The sequence below is a fragment of the Bacillus cereus group sp. BfR-BA-01316 genome (assembly GCF_022664195.1).
Lineage (GTDB): Bacteria > Bacillota > Bacilli > Bacillales > Bacillaceae_G > Bacillus_A.
Map to the genome: position 1 here is coordinate 1 of NZ_JAKUGX010000030.1, position 21,195 is coordinate 21,195.

The window sequence follows — 21,195 nt, forward strand, 5'->3', positions numbered from 1 at the left end:
AGTAGACTTACTACAAAATGGCCAAGTAATCGCAACGCAAGAAGTAACAGCGGAAAAAGGTTGGAAGTATGAATTCAAAGATTTAGCGGCATACGATGCCGAAGGTAAGGCGTATAAGTATGAAGTAAAAGAACAAGCAGTAGACGGATATCAAACAGGAGTACATGGTTATGACATCACGAATACTAAAGTTGGTCAAACAAAAGTAGAAGGAACGAAAACGTGGAAAGACGATAATGCGAAAGATCGTCCGACGATGATTAAAGTAGACTTACTACAAAATGGCCAAGTAATCGCAACACAAGAAGTGAGCGCAGCAAGCGAATGGAAATATGCGTTTAAAGATTTAGCAGCATATGATGAGAATGGTGTAGTTTACAAGTATGAAGTGAAAGAACAAGCAGTAGACGGATATCAATCAAAAGTCAAAGGTAATGACATCACAAATACAAAAGTAGGCCAAACAAAAGTAGAAGGAACGAAGACATGGAAAGACGATAATTCATCAGAACGTCCTTCAATGATTAAAGTAGACTTACTACAAAATGGCCAAGTAATCGCAACACAAGAAGTGAGCGCAGCAAGCGAATGGAAATATGTGTTTACAGATTTAGCGGCATATGATGCTGAAGGAAAAGCATATAAGTATGAAGTGAAAGAGCAACCAGTAGATGGATATCAATCCGAAGTCAAAGGATATGACATCACGAATACAAAAGTAAGCCAAACAAAAGTAGAAGGAACAAAAATGTGGAGAGACGATAATGCGAAAGATCGTCCGAAAGCAATTAAAGTAGACTTACTACAAAACGGTAAAGTGATTGCGACGCAAGAAGTAAGCAAAGCAACAGGCTGGAAATATGAATTTAAAGATTTAGCAGCATATGATGTAGACGGAAAAGCATACAAGTATGAAGTGAAAGAACAAGCAGTAGACGGATATCAAACAGAAGTAAAAGGTAATGACATCACGAATACAAAGGTTGGTCAAACAAAAGTAGAAGGATCGAAAACGTGGAAAGACGATAATGCGAAAGAACGTCCTTCAATGATTAAAGTAGACTTACTACAAAATGGCCAAGTAATCGCAACACAAGAAGTGAGTACAGCAAGTGATTGGAAATATGCGTTTAAAGATTTAGCAGCATATGATGCTGAAGGTAAGGCGTACAAGTATGAAGTGAAAGAAAAACCAGTAGCGGGATACAAATCCGAAGTAAATGGTTATGACATCACGAATACAAAAATCAAGGACGAACCAGGTGTAGATCCAAAAGATCCAAGTACAGATCCAAACACAAATACAGACAAAAATAGCGATTCAAAAGTTCCACCTACTACAGAAAATGATAAGCCAACATTACTTCCTAACACAGGAGGAACATCAGCAGAAATGATTTCAATTCTTGGCGGTATGGTATTGTTCCTTTTAGGTGGAATTCTATTTGCTCGTCAGCGAATAAAATAATAAAAAAGCTTTAGATTATTGATTAAACCGTAATCTGAGTAGCAGACAAGTTGAAAAATTACTATTGATATTACGCCCTTTAGGTAAGTATTCAAAAACTTCACGATAAAGTGAAGGGAAGAATGCAACCTGAAGGGTTTTTTTATAGAAAAAAGAGAACAGTTTCAAGTTGGACTCAATCAACGGCCCAATAATATGGTCAGCTTTCATAGAGATAAGCGGCTCTAAAGCGATAATAAAGCTGCTTTTAAGAAGTCTATTATCATAGGCTTAGAATGTGGTGTCCTATCTCATGTAATTTAAGGTCAATGACCATGTTCCATTAAGTTTTAGATGAATGCATAGCCATTTTTATGGCTAATTTAGAAATAGTATTTTGGAAAGCTTTGTTCTTGAGTAGCTGCTGCAACGTTTATTTCAGGAATAAAAGCATTAATTCCTGAAATTCAAGTTAAAGTTCACACAACTGCAAGAATAATTTTTTCATAATTGAAAAATCTCTTTATTAGATGTAATCAATATTATTACAATTTTTATTCTACATGATAATGCTATGCAATAAATATGTTTTTTATTTATATATTACAATTTTAATTATACACGATAATACCATGTAATAAATATGCTTTTATGCATATTTATTTTTTCTCAATAAACAGCCACCGATTAATCGGTGGCTTGAAATAGTATTAAGCAGCTTTTTGTCCTGTTTTCACGGTAGGTTGAAGGCTATTATAGACGCCTGTACCAATGACCTCTAATGCCATTTTCATACGTTCTGGTGAAATATTCTCAAATACATTATCTTGAGGTGTATGATATACCTTTTCGATATGATAGATTAATGGATTCCAACTATCTACGCCCATCCAAATAAATAGTGCAGAAGGAATACCAACTTCAGCAAATGGTACGTGATCACTAGAGCCAAATTTTCCTTGAAGAACGAGATCATTATTTAATTGTTTACCTGCTTGTAAAGCGGCATCTGTTACAAAGTTCGTGGAACCGTCAGGAGTCATAGCGTATAAATTCTTTGCTTTATCATAATTTGTTGCAACCATGTCTGCGTTAAAGACACCTAAAATTCGGTCGCGTTCTTTTTGGGACAGACTATTAACATAATAATCAGAGCCAAGTAAGCCAGTTTCCTCAGAACCAAAAGCAATAAAACGAATTTCTTTATCAGTTTCTACATTTTGAAAAGTGCGAGCCAGTTCTAATACTAATCCCGTTCCAGAGGCATTATCGTTTGCTCCAGGTGCTCCAACGACACTATCGTAGTGTGAACTTACAACGACAGCCTTGTCATTACCTGTACTATTTTTTGGTTTCTTTTTTGCGATGACATTTAAGGATGTTAAATTAGATTCATGTCTCGCTTTTAGGGAAAGAATTGTTGTCTCTTTTTTAGCGATTTCTTCTTTAAATGCATTTCCTTGAGCATAAGCTAGACCGAAGACAGGGATAGACTGTTTTTTAGTTAAGCGAGGATTGAAAGTTTGTCCATAGTTTCCGCGTCCGCCAATTAAGCTGTATAAAAGAACACCTTTTGCCCCTTTGCTAACAGCATTTTCAACTTGCTTATTATAATCTGCTACTGTTGTACCTCTTTCGAATAAAACAATTTTTCCGTTTACCTCATTTGGAATATCGTCCAATTTTGTACCACCTTGAACAAAGATAAGCGGAGCTGTAACAGCTTCTGTAGAAATTAGTGCATTGGGAGCAGCACCAGCTTGCCAATTACGCTTTGTCCCTAATGTTGATTCGATAAATCCAACGTATTGATCCGGCACTTGAAAGGGCTGATACTCTACTTCATATCCCATTGATTTAAGATTCATACCAACATAGCGAGAAGCCCATTCTTCTGATTTTGTACCACCTGGACGGGGACCGATTGTTTCGGATAAGAAACGGATATGCTCGATGGCGCGGTTTGCATCAACTTGTTTTGTAATAGGTGGGGTCTGTGTAATTTCTGAAGTGGAATCAGCTTTTGCTTGCCCGATTGGAGCTAAGCTAACGGCGAGTGATACAGCAAGCAAGGAGCTTACTATTTTTTGTTTCAGCGATTTTCTCATTTTTTCCTCTCCCATTCTTCTATTCTCTCTGACTGACAAAAGAAGACGGATAACGACTTTATTTTATCTTTATATATCTGAATTTTCAATAATTGGATGTTGAGAAATAAAAAACGCTATATGCATATTTGTATATTTTCAGCTTAGATATGTATGCTATCATTTTAAATGAAGGATCGCTTTCTATTCTGAAGGCTCCTACATTGCATGAATCTAGTGTACCCAAACTTTAGATTATGTGGGGAAAAGGGATCCGTTATAGGGTTTCTTTTCTTTTGTTTGAATCATGTGATGGTAACTATGTTTCCGCATTTCATAATTATCATCAGTGATATATGTAAGGCATCCATATGAAAATACGAGGCTGTTCAAGAGTTTTCCGTACTTTTGGACAGCCTCACCCCGTTAAAAAGGTGATACTTTGATGCATCACCTTTTTATTTATATAAGCTTTTACATACCTAAAAATAATAAAAAACAGCCGCTTAGTAGAAGGAATCTACAAAACGGCTGTTTTTTATTATATTTCTGTTAAGATAATCGGTTCACCGCGTGTTACAACAACTGTATGTTCACATTGTGCAACAAGGCTCTTATCTGGTGTAACGAATGTCCAACCATCGTCACCGCGCTCAATAATATGATCAGCTTTCATAGAGATGAATGGTTCTACAGCGATAACAAGGCCGTCTTTTAGAAGTGCATTATCCATTGGATCATAGTAGCTTAAGATGTGATTTGGGGCTTCGTGTAAGCTAAGACCAATGCCGTGACCAGTTAAGTTTTGAATAACGTTATATCCACTTTTATGTGCAAAGTTAGAAACAGCACGACCAATTTGATTTTGTTTTGAGCCAGCTTTTACTTTTTTCATTGCTTCCCAAAATGAGTCTACTGCTGCTTGGCAAAGTTTTTCTTTTTCTTCATCGTCGCCAAGAACAAATGAGATACCTGTATCTGCATAATAGCCGTCAAGTGCTGCCGATACGTCTACGTTTACTAAATCGCCTTCTTTTAATACGCGATCGCTTGGAATGCCGTGAGCAACTTCTTCGTTTACACTAATGCAAGTTACACCTGGGAATTTATATTCTTTTTCAGGCGCTGAAATAGCACCGTTCTCGTCTAATACTTTTTTACCAATTAAATCAAGCTCTTTCGTTGTCATACCTGGCTTCGCTTGTTTTTTCATTTCTTCGCGTGCAAGTGCAACGATGCGGCCGATTTTTCGTAAACCTTCTAAATCTTGTTCATTACGAATAATCATGAAAACCACTGTCCTTCCTCGAATATATGTCTTATCCGATTGTATCATGTTTATTTTTGTACTGCTACTCGCGTGCGGTATGCGGGTTGATTCCTCTCATAAAGAATACATGACAATTGTCATATTGATGTCATGACGCATCATACTGTTTCCTGACTTTTCCAGCGCATACAATGTAAATATAAGAAACAGCGGGGTGGAGAGATGGAAAAGATTATTGAAGTAAATGGTGTTTCTAAAACATTTAAACATAAAAAAGCAGTAAATAATGTTTCATTTCATGTAAATAAAGGGCAAATAGTAGCATTACTCGGCCCGAATGGTGCGGGGAAAACAACGACAATTTCGATGATGCTCGGGTTAAAAGATCCGACAGAAGGGAATGTCTCTATATTTGGAAAAAGTCCGAAGCATAGAGATGTTCGTAATAGCCTTGGTGCGATGCTGCAAGAAGTAAGCGTGATTGATAGTATCACGGTAGAAGAGGCAATTGAGTTATTCCGTAGTTATTATACGAATCCAGTAGCGAAAGAAACATTACTTCAGTTATCAATTTTAGAATCAGAGAGAAAGCAAAGATGTGAAAAGTTATCAGGTGGTCAAAAGAGAAGGTTAAATTTTGCACTCGCACTTGCAGGAAATCCAGATTTATTATTTTTAGATGAACCAACAGTTGGAATGGATATTACGTCACGAAAAACATTTTGGGAAACGATTAGAAAATTAGCAAGTGAAGGGAAAACGATTATTTTAACGACGCACTATTTAGAAGAGGCAGATGCTTTAGCGGATCGGATTTTATTATTTGCGAACGGAAAGATCATCGCAGATGGTACGCCAGATGAAATGAAAGCGACGATTTCTCGAAAAACGATCTCGTTTTATTCGAAAGAAAATATCCCTATGGGCTTGCTAAAGGAATTGCCGAATGTAACAGAAGTACAGTCAAATGAGGGGCGGTTTATTTTAACAACGGAGGATACTGATGCCACGTTACAAGCAATTTATCAAAAAAACTTACCTGTAACAGATATTTCAGTTGAACGTGGAAGTCTCGATGAAGCATTTGAACAGTTTGTCGCAAATCAGAAGGGGGAAATCGCATGAGAGCATTATGGATGCAATGTAAAATAGAGGTTTTACGTACGTTCCGTAATAAATTATTTATCTTTTTCTCATTATTAATGCCAGTTATGTTTTACTACATTTTCACAAATGTTATTCAAGTCCCACAAAATGGAGATGCTTGGAAAGCTCATTATTTAATTTCAATGGCGACTTTCAGTATTGTAGGGACTGCACTTTTTAGTTTCGGTGTGAGACTTTCTCAGGAAAAAGGGCAAGGATGGACACATCTTTTAAAAATTACACCACTTCCAGAGGGAGCATATTTAGCAGCAAAGATTATTGCTCAAACAGTAGTGAATGCTTTTTCAATCTTAGTTATTTTTATGGCAGGAATATTAATTAATAATGTCGAGTTAACAGTAGGTCAATGGATTGGTGCCGGATTATGGTTATTATTAGGCGTGACACCATTTTTAGCACTCGGAACAGTAATAGGTTCAATCAAAAAGGCGGATGCAGCTGCTGGCCTGGCTAATATTTTAAATATGAGCTTAGCTGTAGTTGGCGGATTATGGATGCCAATTGAAGTATTCCCAAAAGTATTAAGAACTATTGGAGAATGGACACCAACATATCATTTTGGTAGCGGGGCATGGGATATTGTAGCTGGAAAATCAATTGGATGGGAAAATATCGCGGTACTAGGAGGTTATTTCCTTATATTTGTTGTAGTATCAATATATATAAGAAAAAGACAGGAAGCGGTATAAATGATAGAGAAGAAGTTTGAGATTTTTCCGAAACATATGGGGTTCTTCCCGTATATGTGGCTCGTGTATCTGTTATTTCCAATTTATAATTTAACGCAAGTATCAGGGTGGAAGCTTGTAATTGGCATCGGTATGTTGATGGTTTTCATCGTCACATACCGCCAACTTTATTTCGTTCAAAAGACGTTCATTTTATGGGCATGTATTCAAATGTTACTAACCTTTTTATTTGCTTTATTTTATAATCCTTTCATGATACTTTTTGGATATTTCACGGCGAGTGCGATGGGATTTACGCCAAGTAAGAAAGTATTTCGTGTGTTACTAGGTTTGTTAGTTGTAATGCTTGGAGCTTTTATATTTGTAAATATTGATCAACTAACAGTTACGAGTTTAGTGAATATAGTTCCAATGTTTATTTTAATGCTACTTACACCATTTGGAATGCGAAATTTCAATCAAAAAAAGATGTTAAGGAATCAATTGAACGAAGCAAATGAACAAATTAAAGATTTAGTAAAGCGCGAAGAACGGCAGCGAATTGCAAGAGATCTTCATGATACGTTAGGGCATACGTTATCTCTTATTACTTTAAAAAGTCAGCTCGTGGAGAAGTTAATTGTGAAAAATCCAGAGCGTGCAAGTATGGAGGCGAAGGAAATTACACAAACATCTCGTACGGCTTTAAAACAGTTGAGAGAGTTAATTTCTGATATGCGTATGATTACAGTAGAAGAAGAGCTTGAGCAAATAAAAGCGATTTTGCAAGCAGCCAATATTGAATTAGAAGTAAAACAGGAAGCTAATTCTAGTTCGTTATCACCAATTGAGCAAAATATTTTAGGTATGTGTTTACGTGAAGCTGTTACGAATGTCGTGAAGCATAGTAAGGCGACGGTGTGCATTGTTTCTATATTAGAATCACAAGGTGAATTGATTTTAAAAGTAGAAGATAATGGTATCGGTTTAGAGGAGCAAAATCATGATGGAAACGGCATTCGTGGTATGAAGGAACGAATTGCCTTAATTGACGGTCTAGTGGAGCTAGATACGATTAATCCGGGGACGCTGTTAACAGTGAAAGTTCCAATTGTAATTAGAACGGGAAAAGATGAGGTGAGGGCATGATTCGAATTATTATTGCAGAAGATCAACGGATGCTTCGTGGTGCATTAGGAGCCCTGCTTGATCTAGAAGATGATATTGAAGTAGTTGGGCAAGCGGCGAACGGTGAAGAGGCCTTAAAGTTAATTGAATCGTTAGAGCCAGATATAAGTATTATGGATATTGAAATGCCGATTCAAAGTGGTTTAGATGTTGCTGAAACGTTAAAGAAAGAAAAATCATCTTGTAAAGTAATGATTTTAACAACATTTGCACGACCGGGCTATTTTGAAAGGGCAATGAAAGCTGGTGTGCACGGATATTTATTGAAAGATAGTCCGAGTGAGGATTTAGCTTCGGCAATTCGTAACGTAATGAAAGGGAAACGAGAGATTTCTCAAGAGTTAATGTTTGGCTTATGGCAAGAGCAGAATCCGTTATCGGATCGCGAAAAAGAAGTGCTGTTACTTGCGAAAGAAGGAAAGACTGCAAATGAAATTGCGAAGGCACTTTATCTTTCACCTGGCACAGTTCGTAATTACATTTCTGAAGTATTAACGAAGCTCGATGCAAAAAATAGAATTGAGGCAATTACAATTGCGGAAGAAAAGGGATGGATATGAAAAAGAAGTTTACCTATAATCGGTAAACTTCTTTTTTGCTTATTTTCCTTGTTGTACTTCTACTACTTTACTAATTTTTGCTAGTGCTTTATATCCATGTGCTTGGAAAGCCTTTTCGAATTCTGTCGATGTTGTATTGCCATATAAATCTTTTGCAGCCTGTACGATGTGGGATTGAAGTGATTCAAAATCTTCTGCTGAAGTTGCGTAGTTTTGCAATGCACGCATAACAACTTTACTTACTTTTTCATTGCCTTGTTTTTGAACAGCAATCCCGTTGTATGTCTTACCCTCAGCTAATTGATATAATACGTGACTAATGATACCAGAATTTACGTGCGACTCTTGATCATTTCCGTTATTATAGAAATCTTGCAAGTTTGTATATAGTTTGTTGCCACCGTCACCAATTTCCCTTGGGATGTCACGAATTGTTAGGCCGCCTAACGTATCGCCCATAATCCAATTTCCTTTATCTTTCTTTACGTAATATTCTATTTGTGTACCCCAGAAGTCTGCTAAACCTTCATTTAGTGCAGATGTTTCAGCACTTGGATATCGCACAATTTTATTTTTCGTCGTACCACTAAATACAGCATGTCCAAATTCATGGGCTGTTACATCAAGAGCGGAGGTTAATTTCCCGTTTAGACCATCGCCAAAGACCATTTGATTCCAAGCTGGATGCCAAAATGCATTTACATAGTTTTCTTTTACACCATCACTAACTTCGGTAGAATCGAATCCGTGGACGCTAGCAACAACTTTCGAATCTTTATTATCATAACTTTTTAGATTATGTTCTTTCTTAAAATAGTCGTAAATATCACTCATATTTTTCATAACACCAGCTGCTTCTTTATCTGCAAAGCTCGAAGTGTTGCTTGAAATAAGTGTCCCTGGATAACCGGCTTGGCTATCGCCACCAAGAGAATCAGCATAGTTTGCGTTATAAATATAAATACCATTTCCACGGGATAAATCAGCTAAATAAAATTTTCCGTCAGTACCTTTTGCGATATTAAATAATACATTTTCTTGTAAGGCATTTTTCCCAGTTCCTTGCTCTTTAGCTAGGGAAAGACTAGGTGATGTTACTTGATTAATAGTTTTATTCTCTTTATTTTTAATGAACTTTTCTTGGAAAAGTACTTCACCATTTTGTAGGTCCATGATGGCATTTCCATTTATAATTTGTTCATTGTTTTCATACGTAAATGTAAGGATCGTTGCGTATGTATAGTAGCCATCTTTTTTCTTATAAACTACCGTTTCGCTAGAAAATTCTGTTTCTGTCGCATCACTTGGAATTTGAAGTGTATTGCGTAATTTAGATTTTACTTCATTTTTCGACAAAAAATTTGTTATAGTAAGATTAGGTTGTTGGTCTAAATTTTGGACAACTTTACCACTAACAGTTGTAATTACTCCATTTTTATCTACTTTTACAATGAGATCTTGACCATATACTTTATAGTTTTTGTACGTTTGTGCAAGGCGTACTTCGGTTTGATTTTCTTTTGTTTCTTTATTTGTAGGTTGAAAATCTACGTTTTTTTCAGTAGTGACTTGCTCTTGTTGAGCTTTAGCCCCGTTTACCTCACCTTTTAAATATTTTTTAGCAATATTCTCTTTCGTATCATTTTGAGGTTGTGTTAATTTCCCGATTGTTAAACCAGGCTGAGCAATTTCAACTTTTACTTCATTTTTATCTAATTCTTGAGCGTGAATAGCTTCTGTTGATAAAGGACAAAGAAGACCGAATGTGACGAAAGCACTAGCAAGTTTTCTATAATTCATCTATAACACTCCTAATCTCGTATTGTGTATGTGAGATGAATTGTATGAGAAATTTGCCGAATTTTATATATATTATGCATTATTTCATATCAAAAATTGTCGAATGCACATTATTGTAGTGGTATGACAACTTAAAAAATTAGATTGTTATAATGGGATGGTGAGTAAGTATGCACGCAGAAAAATTAGGAAGCGAAATAAAGAAAATTAGGGTAATGAGAGGATTAACACAGAAACAACTCTCCGATAATGTATGTCATCAATCGGAAGTGAGCAGAATTGAATCGGGCGCGGTATACCCAAGTATGGATATATTGCAAGGTATCGCAGCAAAATTACAAGTTCCCATTATTCATTTTTATGAGGTACTCATTTATTCCGATATTGAGAAGAAAAAGCAGTTTAAAGATCAAATTATTGTACTTTGTAAGCAAAAGAAATATAAAGAAATTTATAATAAAGTATGGAATGAGCTGAAAAAGGAAGAATATCACCCTGAGTTTCAGCAGTTTCTTCAATGGCAATATCATGTATCTGCGTATGTGTTGAAGAAGATTGATTATGAATATTGTATTCTAGAGTTAAAAAAGCTACTAAATCAACAATTAACTGGGATAGATATGTATCAAAATCTTTATATAGAAAATGCAATTGCAAATATTTATGCTGAAAATAGCTATTTTAAGAAGAGCATTGAGTTATTTGAAGATATATTAAAACAATTAGAGGCATTGCATGATAATGAAGAATTTGACGTGAAGGTAAGGTATAATCATGCAAAAGCATTATACTTAGATGACCAATATGAAGAGTCACTTTATCAAGTAAATAAAGCGATTGAAATATCATGCCGAATTAATAGTATGGCATTAATTGGACAGCTATATTATCAAAGAGGTGAATGCCTAGGGAAGTTGGAGTATGATGGGGCAGAGATTGAAGATGCATATAAAAAGGCAAGTTTCTTTTTTGATATATTAGAAATGCATGCATATAAAGAAGCGCTCGCAAATAAAATCAGTAGATAAACAGCCTAAAAAATGGATATGCATAATTGCATACGATATGGATAAATTTTCATGATATATTAAAAGAAAAAACGTGGGTGATGGAATATGAAGAAACTACTTATTGGTAGTCTATTAACGTTAGCAATGGCATGGGGTATTTCACTAGGGGATACAGCTTTCGAGAAAAGCCAAGTAATTTCTCATAACGATCAAGAGGTACAATTAGCTTCAGATCTACCTTTTGAATATTAAAAAAAACAACCGTCTTACTTAGACGGTTGTTTTTTCGTGGAGTAACATCCAAACATCTTTACTAGAAACAGGTTTGCTAAAGAGGAATCCTTGAATGTGGTCACAGTTTTGTTCGTGTAAAAACTTCCATTGTTCTTCTGTTTCTACACCTTCCGCAATAACCTCTAACTTTAATTCTTTCGATAGCTTAATAATGGAAGCGATAATCGCTTCTTCTAAAGGGCTATTTGTAATTCCGCAAATAAATTCTCGAGCAATTTTTAATGTATTGATTGGATATTTCGTTAAATAAGCTAAAGAACTATAACCAGTTCCAAAGTCATCAATTGAAATTTGGATACCGAGATTTTGAAGTTCTTCTAGTTTAGCAATTACCGAATGATTTTGATTAATTGCGATACTTTCTGTAATCTCAATATCTAGCGCTTCCGGCTTTAGTCCTGTTTCTTCCAAGACTTTTGAAATAGTTGATATTAAATCTGCGTGATTAAATTGAACAACAGATAAATTTACACCAACCTTTAAGTGAGAAAATCCTTGGTTATGCCACTTTTTTGCTTCTAAGCAGGCGGTACGTAAAATCCAGTTACCAAGTTCAATAATAAATCCTGTTTCCTCCGCTAGAGGAATGAATTGGGCAGGCGATACAATTCTGAGTTTTGGATGTTTCCAACGAATTAATGCCTCAAAACCGATAATTTGTTTTGTTTTTGTATTTACTTGTGGTTGATATTCAAGGAAAAATTCATTTTGTTGCAGAGCTTTTGAAAGTTCACCTTCTAGGAAGTGTATTTCATTTTGCGCAATACTCATTTCTTTTGAGAAGAAAATGAATCTATTTTTCCCATTAGTTTTTGCTCGATACATAGCCATATCTGCATTTTTCATTAATTCAGTTACATCGGTTCCGTAGTCAGGGCACATTGCAATTCCTATACTCGGTGTAACAGAAAGTTCTTCATCTTTAATGAAGTAAGGCTTATTTAATATAGTTAAAATTTGTTCGGCTATAAAAGTAGCACTTTTTTCAGAGTACATATCTGGTAATAAGATTGTAAATTCGTCTCCCCCTTGGCGGGCAACGATATCTTTTGAACGCAAACATCCACGTAATCTTTTGGCTACTTCAATTAATAATAAATCCCCAACATCATGGCCGAGTCGATCGTTAATTTTTTTAAATCGATCTAAGTCAAGGAACATGACAGCAACGTCATTTGCGCTATTTTGAGCTGTATTTAAAATCGTTTTTAAATCTTTTTCGAATTTCCGGCGATTCGGTAGTCCTGTAAGTGCATCATGGAAAGCCAAATGTTCTACTTGTTTTTGTTTTTCATATAAAGTTGTAATATCACGTGCTATACCAAACATTCCAACAACTTCTTTATTTATAAAAGTCGGGATGAGTGTAATGTGAAGGTAATAATAATATCCCTCTTTCTCTTTTGTACGAACTTCTAGAGTTTGTGGTCTACCTTCTTTTGTAATTTGTAAAGATTTCTTCAATAATTTATGATCTTGCAAATCGATGAAGTGTAGAAGAGAATAGCTTGTTACTTCACAATAGTAGGATGTAAATAAACTTTCGCAAGCCTTATTAGATTGTTGAAAAATCCCGTTCATATTCAAAGAAAAAACAGCATCAGATGATCTTCGAATAAAGATTTATAACGTTGTTCACTTTTTGATAGTGCAGATGCACCTTCTTCAACTTTGCCTTCTAGTTGTGTAGTCAACTGTTCGTATGTATCGATTAATACTTGATTATCTTTCCACATGTAAAGTTGTCGTAGGAATAATAAGATGAGTGATAATACGAGACCGATTAACATGAACTTATCATCCCAAGGCTGAATGACAATAAAGGAAAAAGTAATGATTATACTAAAATAAGGTAATATAAAGCGTACATAATCGAATCGATAATATTTAGTCTTAGTTTCATGTTGCATTGGTTTATCTAAAATGTATAGTATGGACGATAAACCGATTAATAAAATTGAAGCAGTATGTATTAAATAAGAGACTTCAGAAGAAGTTTCCATTCCTGATCTTAACTGGAACAGGTGTATATATCCGTAAACAAGTATGATAGTGAAGCCGACAATTAATGAGATTCTACTAGAAGAATACTGCTCTCTTCTATATAAGCTAATAACGGCGTAAATTACTAATGATTGAGCAATGAAATATCCAATTGAAACCCACGTATCCGTTGTTAACATACGAAAGCTTGAAATGTCTAAAATAAAGGTTAAGTTAAAGTAAATATTCATAATAACAATAAAGATGCTATCGAATGAAAATTGAGCAAGACCTCTAATGGAGTAATGTTGTATAAACTTTATAGCAAAGCCAGAAAAGAGCAAAATATATTGTACGATGAAAAAGGGTAGTGCTTTATATGAAAATATGACTTGGTCATAAATAGAAAGAGAATGAAGGAATAAAGTTATTTCCATAGTTAGTCCACATAGGCAAGTACATAGTAGTAAAACCCAAAATAGTTTATCACCGCGCTTCATTTTTTTAATTGCTTTATATAAACAATAGCAAGAAAAGAGTGCAGCAAAACAAAATAAGAAGAGAATTCCAATTTCTTTTATATTCAAGTCCTTAGGGATAAGGAATATCCAAAGAGAAAATATAATAATATACATCATGACAAATTGTACATATTTTTTTTGATTGATCATATAATGGCTCCGTTTCAATAAAGTTGAATCACAGGGGGAAAATGCTAATTTAAATAATAGCATATAAAACAGGAGCTTTTTTACTATAAGAAATACTTTTTGAAAAAAATAGCGCAACGTTACAATTTACCATTGTAATGTTGCGCCTTTTATTCTTTTCACTCCCCTAGTAGAAGAGAGTTCTTCTATTAATTGAAGAAGTGCTAAATTCTTTTGTTTACTCTCAATCATAATATCGAAATTACGATCAACTTTTTTTGCGATGTGTAAAAAGGGTTTAATAAACTCTAAATCAATATAATCTGAGTGGGCCCTAAATTCTTTTTCTGATTTAGGAGAAGAAATATGAACTTTAGGAGGTACATTTGTATGTGGCCAAGTTTCAAAAATTGCAGGAAGTAGCCTTTCTAGCGGTTCATCACACAGATTCGCTATGTGATGATGATAATCGAATACGAAAGGGATGTTTTCCTTTTGACAAATAGCCAAAGTTTCAGAAGTGGTATATGTTTTATCGTCATTTTCAAGAGTCATTTGTTTTTTTATATGTGAAGGAAGTTTTTTTATGTTTTCATGAAAACGTCCAATTGCACTTTCCTTATTTCCATATGCGCCGCCTACATGAATATTAATGTAGGAAGAATCTGCAATTCCTATAGCGTCTAATACGTTATAATGATAGGTCATATCTGTAATCGCATTAGTTGTAATATGTGGCTTGTCGCTTGTAAATAGCGTAAATTGATTTGGATGGAAACTTATGCGCAAATTGTGTTCCTGAATTAATGCCCCTATTTTACGCCAAAGCGGTGCAAATGCTTGAAGGTAATCAAATTTGACTTCAGGATGTGTTGCAAGCGGGACGATAGAAGATGATAAACGATATAATGGAATTTCATGTGCAATATTGTAATGAAGGATACGTATTGTATGTTCTAGATTTTGTAGTGTAACATTATATAATTTATCTTCACGCTCTTGTTTTTTTAGTTTTTTCCAGCTTGTAAATGTCATTGTTTTGGCAGGCGAACAGTCCCATAATGCCGTAGCATGTGAGACATATCCAAATCGAATTATCATATGTGATGCACCTCTTTGGCTCTTGAAATTTCTCTATAAAAAGAACGCGAGTATCGTTCCTATCCATTCCTTTCCTCTATCGATAATGGAGAGAGGGCTGACATCTTCAAAGGAAAGTAATGAGGAGCGTCCCAAATCTTCCTCGAATTTACTTTTTACTTCTTGTATGAAATGTTTATCGTATAAAAGGCAATTGATTTCATGGTTAACATATAAACTTCTCATATCGAAATTAGCAGTTCCGATATCACAAATATGATCGTCTACTATAATAATTTTGGCGTGGAAAAATCCTTGCTGAAAAGCGTAAATATTACAACCAGCTTGTATTAACTTTCGGCAATATGGGAATTTTGCTTCTCGAACGAGGGCGTGATCAGCCTTTTGTGGAACGAGAATGGTTATTTGAACCCCACGTTTTCGCGCTTTTAATAATGCATTCATAATTTTTTTTCCAGGAATAAAATATGGTGTACCGATAAAGAGTTCTTTTTTCGCGCTTTCGATTAAATGTAAAAATGTATTTTGTAAATAGGCACCATCAGTAGGGATGAAACGATGTAGAACGGTCCCTGGTTGTTGCGTAGGAAAATAAAGAGATGAATCTAATAAATTTTGGTCTGTATCGTCGAGCCAATCATGTAAAAATTGTTTTTGTAAATCTTGTATCCCTTCTCCTGTAAGACGTAAATGATAATCTCGCCATAACCCTAACCTTTGATTATGCCCTAAATATTCCTCGCCAATGTTAAATCCACCAATATAACCAATTTTCCCGTCAATAACTGTAATTTTTCTATGGTTTCTTTGATTTGCAGAAAAGAAGGGAAAAGGAAATTTCACTTTGTGACAAAATGAAAAAGAGACACCATGCTTTTGTAGGGAGTAAATCGCTTCTTTTGATAAATAATGACTTCCAAACCGGTCGAGTAAAAGTCTTACTTCAATTCCTTCTTGTGCTTTATCGATAAGTAACTTTAAAAACGTACGACTTATGTCATCGTTTTTTACAATGAAAAATAAAACGTGCACATGGTGTTTAGCTTGTTTTATATCAGTAAAGAGAGCATCGTACAGATCATTTCCGTATGTATAAAGGCGAAAATCACTTTGACGTAAAGGGAAAGAACGAGAACGTACACGCTTTAAGTGAACAATTCTCCCATATGAAAGGTCGATTGTAATCCAGAGAGCGCTGCCTAATAACAAGAGAGATAAGAAAAACATAAGTAAATTCCCTCCTTCACGGTCTTTTCACCATCAGTTTTTTACAAATCAAAAATTCAATTTATCCCGCTATTTGCAGGCAATAAGACTCCCACCTCAAAATTAGGGTAAAACCAAGAAGTTGAGTGGGATTCGGGGTGCCCGAAAAAGTCCGATTAGTGTGGGCTAATAATCATGGGGTATGAACAGCTCCGCCGATTAAAGTTTCACTTTATAGTTTTACCGAAATAAACAGCTTTATTAAAAAATGTGTTGTTGTATAACAAAAAACTGTTGACTGAATGCTCACTCATTATATAATGGGAATAGGGGATATAATTCAGAAAATTATATATTTTCGAAGATTCTAAAAAATGAAGAAGGCTTACAAAGAGAGGGGTAGCATAAAATGAATAGCTTACTAATCATTAATTGGCTGGCTGCCATTGCTGTTATTGCTTATGCGGGATATTTGTTTGTATATCTTATACGAACGAGGATGGCCTACATACAATTAGGAAAAAAGATTGAATTTGACCGTCGTTTTAAAGAGCGTTGGGATCTCCTTAAGGTCAATGTTTTCGGTCAAAAAAAGCTGCTGAAAGATAAAAAGAGCGGCATCATTCACGTTATGTTCTTTTACGGATTTATTCTTGTCCAATTTGGAGCAATTGACTTCGTTTGGAAAGGGCTCGCACCAGGATCACATCTTCCACTTGGACCACTATACCCTGCATTTACATTCTTCCAGGAAATTGTCACACTTGTTATTTTAATTGCAGTCTTTTGGGCTTTTCATAGACGCTATGTTGAAAAGCTTGTTCGTTTAAAACGTAATTTCAAATCAGGTCTTGTCCTTATCTTTATCGGTGGCTTAATGATTTCTGTGCTACTTGGTAATGGGATGGGAATTATATGGCATGGCGAAGAGCTTTCGTGGAGTGAACCAATCGCTTCTGCAATAGCTTACGTTTTCTCAGGGGTAAATGAAACCGTAGCCATTTCAGTGTTCTATTTCTCTTGGTGGGTGCATCTATTAATCTTGTTAACGTTTTTAGTTTATGTACCACAATCAAAACATGCGCATTTAATTGCTGGGCCAGTTAACGTATTTTTTGGTCGTCTTTCAAATCCAGGAAAACTTGAAAAAATCGATTTTGAAGATGAAACTCAAGAAACATTCGGTGTTGGTAAAATTGAAGACTTTAGACAAAATCAACTTATCGACTTATATTCTTGCGTCGAATGTGGTCGTTGTACAAATATGTGTCCGGCAACAGGAACAGGGAAAATGTTATCACCGATGGATTTAATTTTAAAACTTCGTGATCATTTAACTGATAAAGGAGCAGCGGTAACATCAAAAGCACCGTGGGTTCCAGTTGTTGCTTTTAATAATACACAAGGAAATCAGTTAGCGATGATGGCAGCTGGAAAAGGACAACAGGAATCAGCGGCTACAGCGCTAGCGTACGATCCAAGTTTAATCGGAGATGTTATTACAGAAGAAGAGATTTGGGCATGTACAACGTGCCGTAACTGTGAGGACCAGTGCCCAGTTATGAATGAGCATGTTGACAAAATTATTGATTTACGCCGCTATCTCGTTTTAACAGAGGGAAAAATGGATGCGGAAGCGCAGCGTGCAATGACAAACATTGAGCGTCAAGGGAATCCGTGGGGACTGAACCGTAAAGAGCGTGAAACATGGCGCCAAGGTGATGATGAAGTAACAGTTCCAACTGTAAAGGAGAAATCAAAAGCTGGCGAAGAGTTTGAATACTTATTCTGGGTTGGATCAATGGGTTCGTATGACAACCGCAGTCAGAAGATTGCGATATCATTTGCGAAGCTAATGAACGAAGCAGGCATTTCATTCGCAATTCTTGGTAATAAGGAAAAGAACTCTGGTGATACACCGCGCCGCCTTGGAAATGAATTTGTATTCCAGGAAATGGCGACTAAAAATATTGAAGAATTTGAAAAAGCAGGAGTGAAGAAAATCGTTACGATTGACCCTCATGCTTATAACACCTTTAAAAATGAGTACCCGGACTTTGGCTTACAAGCAGAAGTCTATCATCATACAGAATTACTAGCCCAGTGGGTGAAGGAAGGACGTTTAAAACCTGTCCATTCTATTGAGGAGACAGTTACGTACCATGATTCCTGTTACTTAGGAAGATACAACGAAGTATACGAAGCGCCGCGCGATATTCTAAAAGCAATTCCAGGTGTAAACCTTGTAGAAATGGCGCGTAACCGTGAAACGGGAATGTGCTGTGGTGCGGGTGGCGGCCTAATGTGGATGGAAGAAACGACAGGTTCTCGTATTAACGTTGCTCGTACAGAACAAGCGCTAGCTGTAAAGCCGTCAATTATCGGTACAGGCTGCCCGTATTGCTTAACGATGATTAGTGACGGTACGAAAGCGAAAGAAGTTGAAGAAACAGTTCAAACTCTGGACGTAACCGAGATTTTAGAACGCTCAGTTATCGGACAAAAGAAAGAAGCAATGTAGTTTGTAGGAATGCATCCAACTTTAGAAAGAGGTGCAATAATTGCACCTCTTCTCAACGTAGGAATACCGAGCGAGCGCTCGGTGCTAAAAAAAGAAATGGGGGAAAGAAATATGAATAAAACAGTTATTTTAAGTGCTGCAAGAACACCGGTTGGAAAATTTGGAGGAACTTTAAAAGACGTGAAAGCAACAGAACTTGGAGGAATCGCAATTAAGGCAGCGCTTGAAAGAGCGAATGTTTCCGCTAGTGATGTTGAAGAAGTTATATTCGGAACGGTTATCCAAGGAGGGCAAGGACAAATTCCATCACGCCAAGCAGCAAGAGCGGCCGGCATTCCTTGGGAAGTGCAGACAGAAACAGTAAATAAAGTTTGTGCATCAGGACTTCGTGCAGTTACGTTAGCGGATCAAATTATTCGTACTGGTGATCAATCACTGATTGTAGCTGGTGGAATGGAATCGATGAGTAACAGCCCTTACATTTTACGAGGGGCAAGATGGGGATACAGAATGGGTAACAACGAAGTTATCGATTTAAACGTTGCAGACGGTTTAACATGCGCATTTTCAGGTATACACATGGGTGTTTATGGCGGAGAAGTTGCAAAAGAGGATGGGATCTCTCGAGAAGCACAAGATGAATGGGCATATCGTAGCCATCAACGTGCGGTTTCGGCACATAAGGAAGGTCGTTTTGAAGAGGAGATTGTACCAGTAACAATTCAGCAAAGAAAAGGCGATCCTATCGTCGTGGCTAAGGATGAGGCGCCGCGTGAAGATACAACGGTTGAAAAATTAGCGAAATTAAAGCCTGTTTTTGATAAGACGTCGGCAGTAACAGCTGGTAATGCTCCTGGACTAAATGATGGCGGTGCTGCGCTTGTATTAATGAGCGAGGACAGAGCGAAGCAAGAAGGAAGAAAGCCATTGGCGACAATTTTGGCGCATACGGCGATTGCAGTAGAATCGAAAGATTTCCCAAGAACGCCAGGTTATGCAATTAATGAATTGCTGAAAAAGACAGGCAAGACAATTGAAGAAATTGATCTATTTGAAATCAATGAGGCATTTGCGGCAGTAGCAATTGCAAGTACAGAAATCGCAGGGATTGATCCGGAAAAGTTGAATGTAAATGGCGGTGCTGTAGCAATGGGGCATCCAATTGGAGCGAGCGGAGCACGTATTATCGTTACACTTATCCATGCACTGAAGCAGCGCGGCGGCGGAATTGGAATTGCTTCTATTTGTAGCGGTGGCGGTCAAGGTGATGCAGTGATGATTGAGGTTCATTAATTTACGTTCAGAAAATTTTTGGTTTATTAACAACTTATATTAAGGGGGAAGAAAGAATGGGTGTACAAAAAATAGTTGTAATTGGTGCAGGGCAAATGGGTTCAGGTATCGCACAAGTGTGTGCAATGGCAGGCTATGATGTGAAAGTGCAAGATTTAAAGCAAGAGCAATTAGACCGAGGGCTAGCTATTATTTCGAAAAATTTAGCCCGTCAAGTAGAAAAAGGCCGTATGAAGGAAGAAGAGAAAGAAGCGACTTTAAATCGTCTTACATGGACGCTCGATTTAAATAGTGTAAAAGAAGCGGATCTTGTTATTGAAGCAGCTGTTGAGAAAATGGATATTAAAAAGAAAATTTTTGCGAATCTAGATGAAATCGCTCCAGAACACGCAATTTTAGCGACGAATACGTCATCGTTACCAATTACGGAAATTGCAGCGGTAACGAAACGTCCTGAGAAAGTAATCGGCATGCACTTTATGAATCCAGTTCCGGTTATGAAACTCGTTGAAATTATTCGTGGTTTAGCTACAGATGATGCAGTGTACGAAACGATTGAGGATATTACGAAAAAAATCGGGAAAGTGCCAGTTGAAGTAAATGATTTCCCAGGGTTTGTATCGAACCGTATTTTATTACCGATGATTAACGAAGCGATCTATACGTTATATGAAGGTGTAGCAACGAAAGAAGCGATTGATGAAGTAATGAAACTCGGTATGAATCATCCGATGGGACCACTTACATTAGCTGATTTTATCGGTTTAGATACGTGTTTATACATTATGGAAGTGTTGCATGAAGGATTAGGAGATAGTAAATATCGCCCATGTCCATTATTACGTAAGTATGTGAATGCAGGATGGTTAGGGCGTAAAACGGGTCGTGGTTTCTACGTTTACGAATAAATTCCTCCCTTTATTAAAGTAGTGGTCTGACCAAGTTGTTAA

At 36.3% G+C, this 21,195-nt stretch carries 15 protein-coding genes and 2 pseudogenes; 10 read left to right on the forward strand and 7 right to left on the reverse strand.

Annotated features, from left to right (window positions below; genetic code table 11):
- Positions 1-1,468, forward strand: a 1,468-nt coding sequence (locus MR071_RS19560; RefSeq protein WP_242237636.1) for a Cna B-type domain-containing protein, incomplete at its 5' end; no start/stop codon positions are given.
- A gap of 189 nt (positions 1,469-1,657) precedes the next feature.
- Here MR071_RS19560 and MR071_RS19565 read toward each other — a convergent pair.
- The 3 genes and pseudogenes from MR071_RS19565 to map form a co-directional block, all read right to left on the reverse strand.
- Positions 1,658-1,827 (reverse strand): annotated as a pseudogene (locus tag MR071_RS19565) (type I methionyl aminopeptidase); the annotation flags it as partial.
- 330 nt (positions 1,828-2,157) lie between these two features.
- Positions 2,158-3,555: a M28 family metallopeptidase gene (locus MR071_RS19570; RefSeq protein ID WP_105586091.1), complete on the reverse strand. Its 1,398-nt coding sequence runs from the start codon at positions 3,553-3,555 to the stop codon at positions 2,158-2,160.
- Positions 3,556-4,075: 520 nt separating this feature from the next.
- Positions 4,076-4,870, reverse strand: a complete 795-nt coding sequence (gene map / locus MR071_RS19575; protein WP_105586089.1) for a type I methionyl aminopeptidase — start codon at positions 4,868-4,870, stop codon at positions 4,076-4,078.
- Between the two features lie 156 nt (positions 4,871-5,026).
- On the opposite strand from map, the gene MR071_RS19580 reads away from it, so the two are divergent.
- From MR071_RS19580 to MR071_RS19595, 4 genes are read left to right on the forward strand one after another with little or no spacing between them, the layout of a single operon-like run.
- On the forward strand, positions 5,027-5,929 hold the full coding sequence (locus tag MR071_RS19580; protein WP_242237638.1) for an ABC transporter ATP-binding protein: 903 nt from the start codon (positions 5,027-5,029) through the stop codon (positions 5,927-5,929).
- Positions 5,926-6,660, forward strand: a complete 735-nt coding sequence (locus MR071_RS19585) for an ABC transporter permease (protein WP_002113090.1) — start codon at positions 5,926-5,928, stop codon at positions 6,658-6,660. The genes MR071_RS19580 and MR071_RS19585 overlap by 4 nt, the downstream gene beginning before the upstream one ends.
- On the forward strand, positions 6,661-7,788 hold the full coding sequence (locus tag MR071_RS19590; RefSeq protein ID WP_242237640.1) for a sensor histidine kinase: 1,128 nt from the start codon (positions 6,661-6,663) through the stop codon (positions 7,786-7,788).
- Positions 7,785-8,387, forward strand: a complete 603-nt coding sequence (locus MR071_RS19595) for a response regulator transcription factor (protein WP_044438293.1) — start codon at positions 7,785-7,787, stop codon at positions 8,385-8,387. Before MR071_RS19590 ends, MR071_RS19595 begins: the two co-directional genes overlap by 4 nt.
- Before the next feature lie 39 nt (positions 8,388-8,426).
- Here MR071_RS19595 and MR071_RS19600 read toward each other — a convergent pair whose 3' ends face one another.
- Positions 8,427-10,187 carry a M4 family metallopeptidase gene (locus tag MR071_RS19600; protein ID WP_242237641.1) on the reverse strand — a complete coding sequence of 587 codons (1,761 nt, stop codon included), beginning with the start codon at positions 10,185-10,187 and terminating at the stop codon, positions 8,427-8,429.
- A gap of 170 nt (positions 10,188-10,357) precedes the next feature.
- Here MR071_RS19600 and plcR point away from each other — a divergent pair, with 170 nt between their 5' ends.
- Complete coding sequence (gene plcR / locus MR071_RS19605) at positions 10,358-11,215, forward strand: transcriptional regulator PlcR (protein ID WP_105586085.1); 858 nt, start codon at positions 10,358-10,360, stop codon at positions 11,213-11,215.
- An 87-nt stretch (positions 11,216-11,302) separates the two neighbouring features.
- Positions 11,303-11,449 (forward strand): quorum-sensing peptide PapR, encoded by a 147-nt coding sequence (locus MR071_RS19610; protein WP_105586084.1) that lies wholly within the window; start codon positions 11,303-11,305, stop codon positions 11,447-11,449.
- Between the two features lie 18 nt (positions 11,450-11,467).
- On the opposite strand, the pseudogene MR071_RS19615 reads toward MR071_RS19610, so the two are convergent.
- From MR071_RS19615 to cls, 3 genes and pseudogenes are all read right to left on the reverse strand, one after another.
- A pseudogene (locus MR071_RS19615) lies at positions 11,468-14,145 on the reverse strand (DUF4084 domain-containing protein).
- Positions 14,146-14,271: 126 nt separating this feature from the next.
- Entirely contained in the window at positions 14,272-15,225 is a 954-nt protein-coding gene (uvsE, locus tag MR071_RS19620; RefSeq protein WP_105586082.1) for a UV DNA damage repair endonuclease UvsE, read from the reverse strand.
- 33 nt (positions 15,226-15,258) lie between these two features.
- Positions 15,259-16,452 carry a cardiolipin synthase gene (gene cls / locus MR071_RS19625; RefSeq protein ID WP_105586081.1) on the reverse strand — a complete coding sequence of 398 codons (1,194 nt, stop codon included), beginning with the start codon at positions 16,450-16,452 and terminating at the stop codon, positions 15,259-15,261.
- A gap of 388 nt (positions 16,453-16,840) precedes the next feature.
- Here cls and MR071_RS19630 point away from each other — a divergent pair, with 388 nt between their 5' ends.
- From MR071_RS19630 to MR071_RS19640, 3 genes are read left to right on the forward strand one after another with little or no spacing between them, the layout of a single operon-like run.
- Complete coding sequence (locus MR071_RS19630) at positions 16,841-18,952, forward strand: (Fe-S)-binding protein (protein ID WP_105586080.1); 2,112 nt, start codon at positions 16,841-16,843, stop codon at positions 18,950-18,952.
- 9 nt (positions 18,953-18,961) lie between these two features.
- On the forward strand, positions 18,962-20,245 hold the full coding sequence (locus tag MR071_RS19635; protein ID WP_105586079.1) for an acetyl-CoA C-acetyltransferase: 1,284 nt from the start codon (positions 18,962-18,964) through the stop codon (positions 20,243-20,245).
- Positions 20,246-20,301: 56 nt separating this feature from the next.
- Positions 20,302-21,153 (forward strand): 3-hydroxybutyryl-CoA dehydrogenase, encoded by an 852-nt coding sequence (locus MR071_RS19640; protein WP_105586078.1) that lies wholly within the window; start codon positions 20,302-20,304, stop codon positions 21,151-21,153.
- Positions 21,154-21,195: the final 42 nt, after the last annotated feature.

Excerpts from the sequence above, each read along its gene's own strand:
- MR071_RS19570 (WP_105586091.1), bottom strand. The coding sequence starts at position 3,555 with ATGAGAAAATCGCTGAAACAAAAAATAGTAAGCTCCTTGCTTGCTGTA.
- map (WP_105586089.1), bottom strand. The coding sequence starts at position 4,870 with ATGATACAATCGGATAAGACATATATTCGAGGAAGGACAGTGGTTTTC.
- MR071_RS19580 (WP_242237638.1), top strand. The coding sequence starts at position 5,027 with ATGGAAAAGATTATTGAAGTAAATGGTGTTTCTAAAACATTTAAACAT.
- MR071_RS19585 (WP_002113090.1), top strand. The coding sequence starts at position 5,926 with ATGAGAGCATTATGGATGCAATGTAAAATAGAGGTTTTACGTACGTTC.
- MR071_RS19590 (WP_242237640.1), top strand. The coding sequence starts at position 6,661 with ATGATAGAGAAGAAGTTTGAGATTTTTCCGAAACATATGGGGTTCTTC.
- MR071_RS19595 (WP_044438293.1), top strand. The coding sequence starts at position 7,785 with ATGATTCGAATTATTATTGCAGAAGATCAACGGATGCTTCGTGGTGCA.
- MR071_RS19600 (WP_242237641.1), bottom strand. The coding sequence starts at position 10,187 with ATGAATTATAGAAAACTTGCTAGTGCTTTCGTCACATTCGGTCTTCTT.
- plcR (WP_105586085.1), top strand. The coding sequence starts at position 10,358 with ATGCACGCAGAAAAATTAGGAAGCGAAATAAAGAAAATTAGGGTAATG.
- MR071_RS19610 (WP_105586084.1), top strand. The coding sequence starts at position 11,303 with ATGAAGAAACTACTTATTGGTAGTCTATTAACGTTAGCAATGGCATGG.
- uvsE (WP_105586082.1), bottom strand. The coding sequence starts at position 15,225 with ATGATAATTCGATTTGGATATGTCTCACATGCTACGGCATTATGGGAC.
- cls (WP_105586081.1), bottom strand. The coding sequence starts at position 16,452 with ATGTTTTTCTTATCTCTCTTGTTATTAGGCAGCGCTCTCTGGATTACA.
- MR071_RS19630 (WP_105586080.1), top strand. The coding sequence starts at position 16,841 with ATGAATAGCTTACTAATCATTAATTGGCTGGCTGCCATTGCTGTTATT.
- MR071_RS19635 (WP_105586079.1), top strand. The coding sequence starts at position 18,962 with ATGCATCCAACTTTAGAAAGAGGTGCAATAATTGCACCTCTTCTCAAC.
- MR071_RS19640 (WP_105586078.1), top strand. The coding sequence starts at position 20,302 with ATGGGTGTACAAAAAATAGTTGTAATTGGTGCAGGGCAAATGGGTTCA.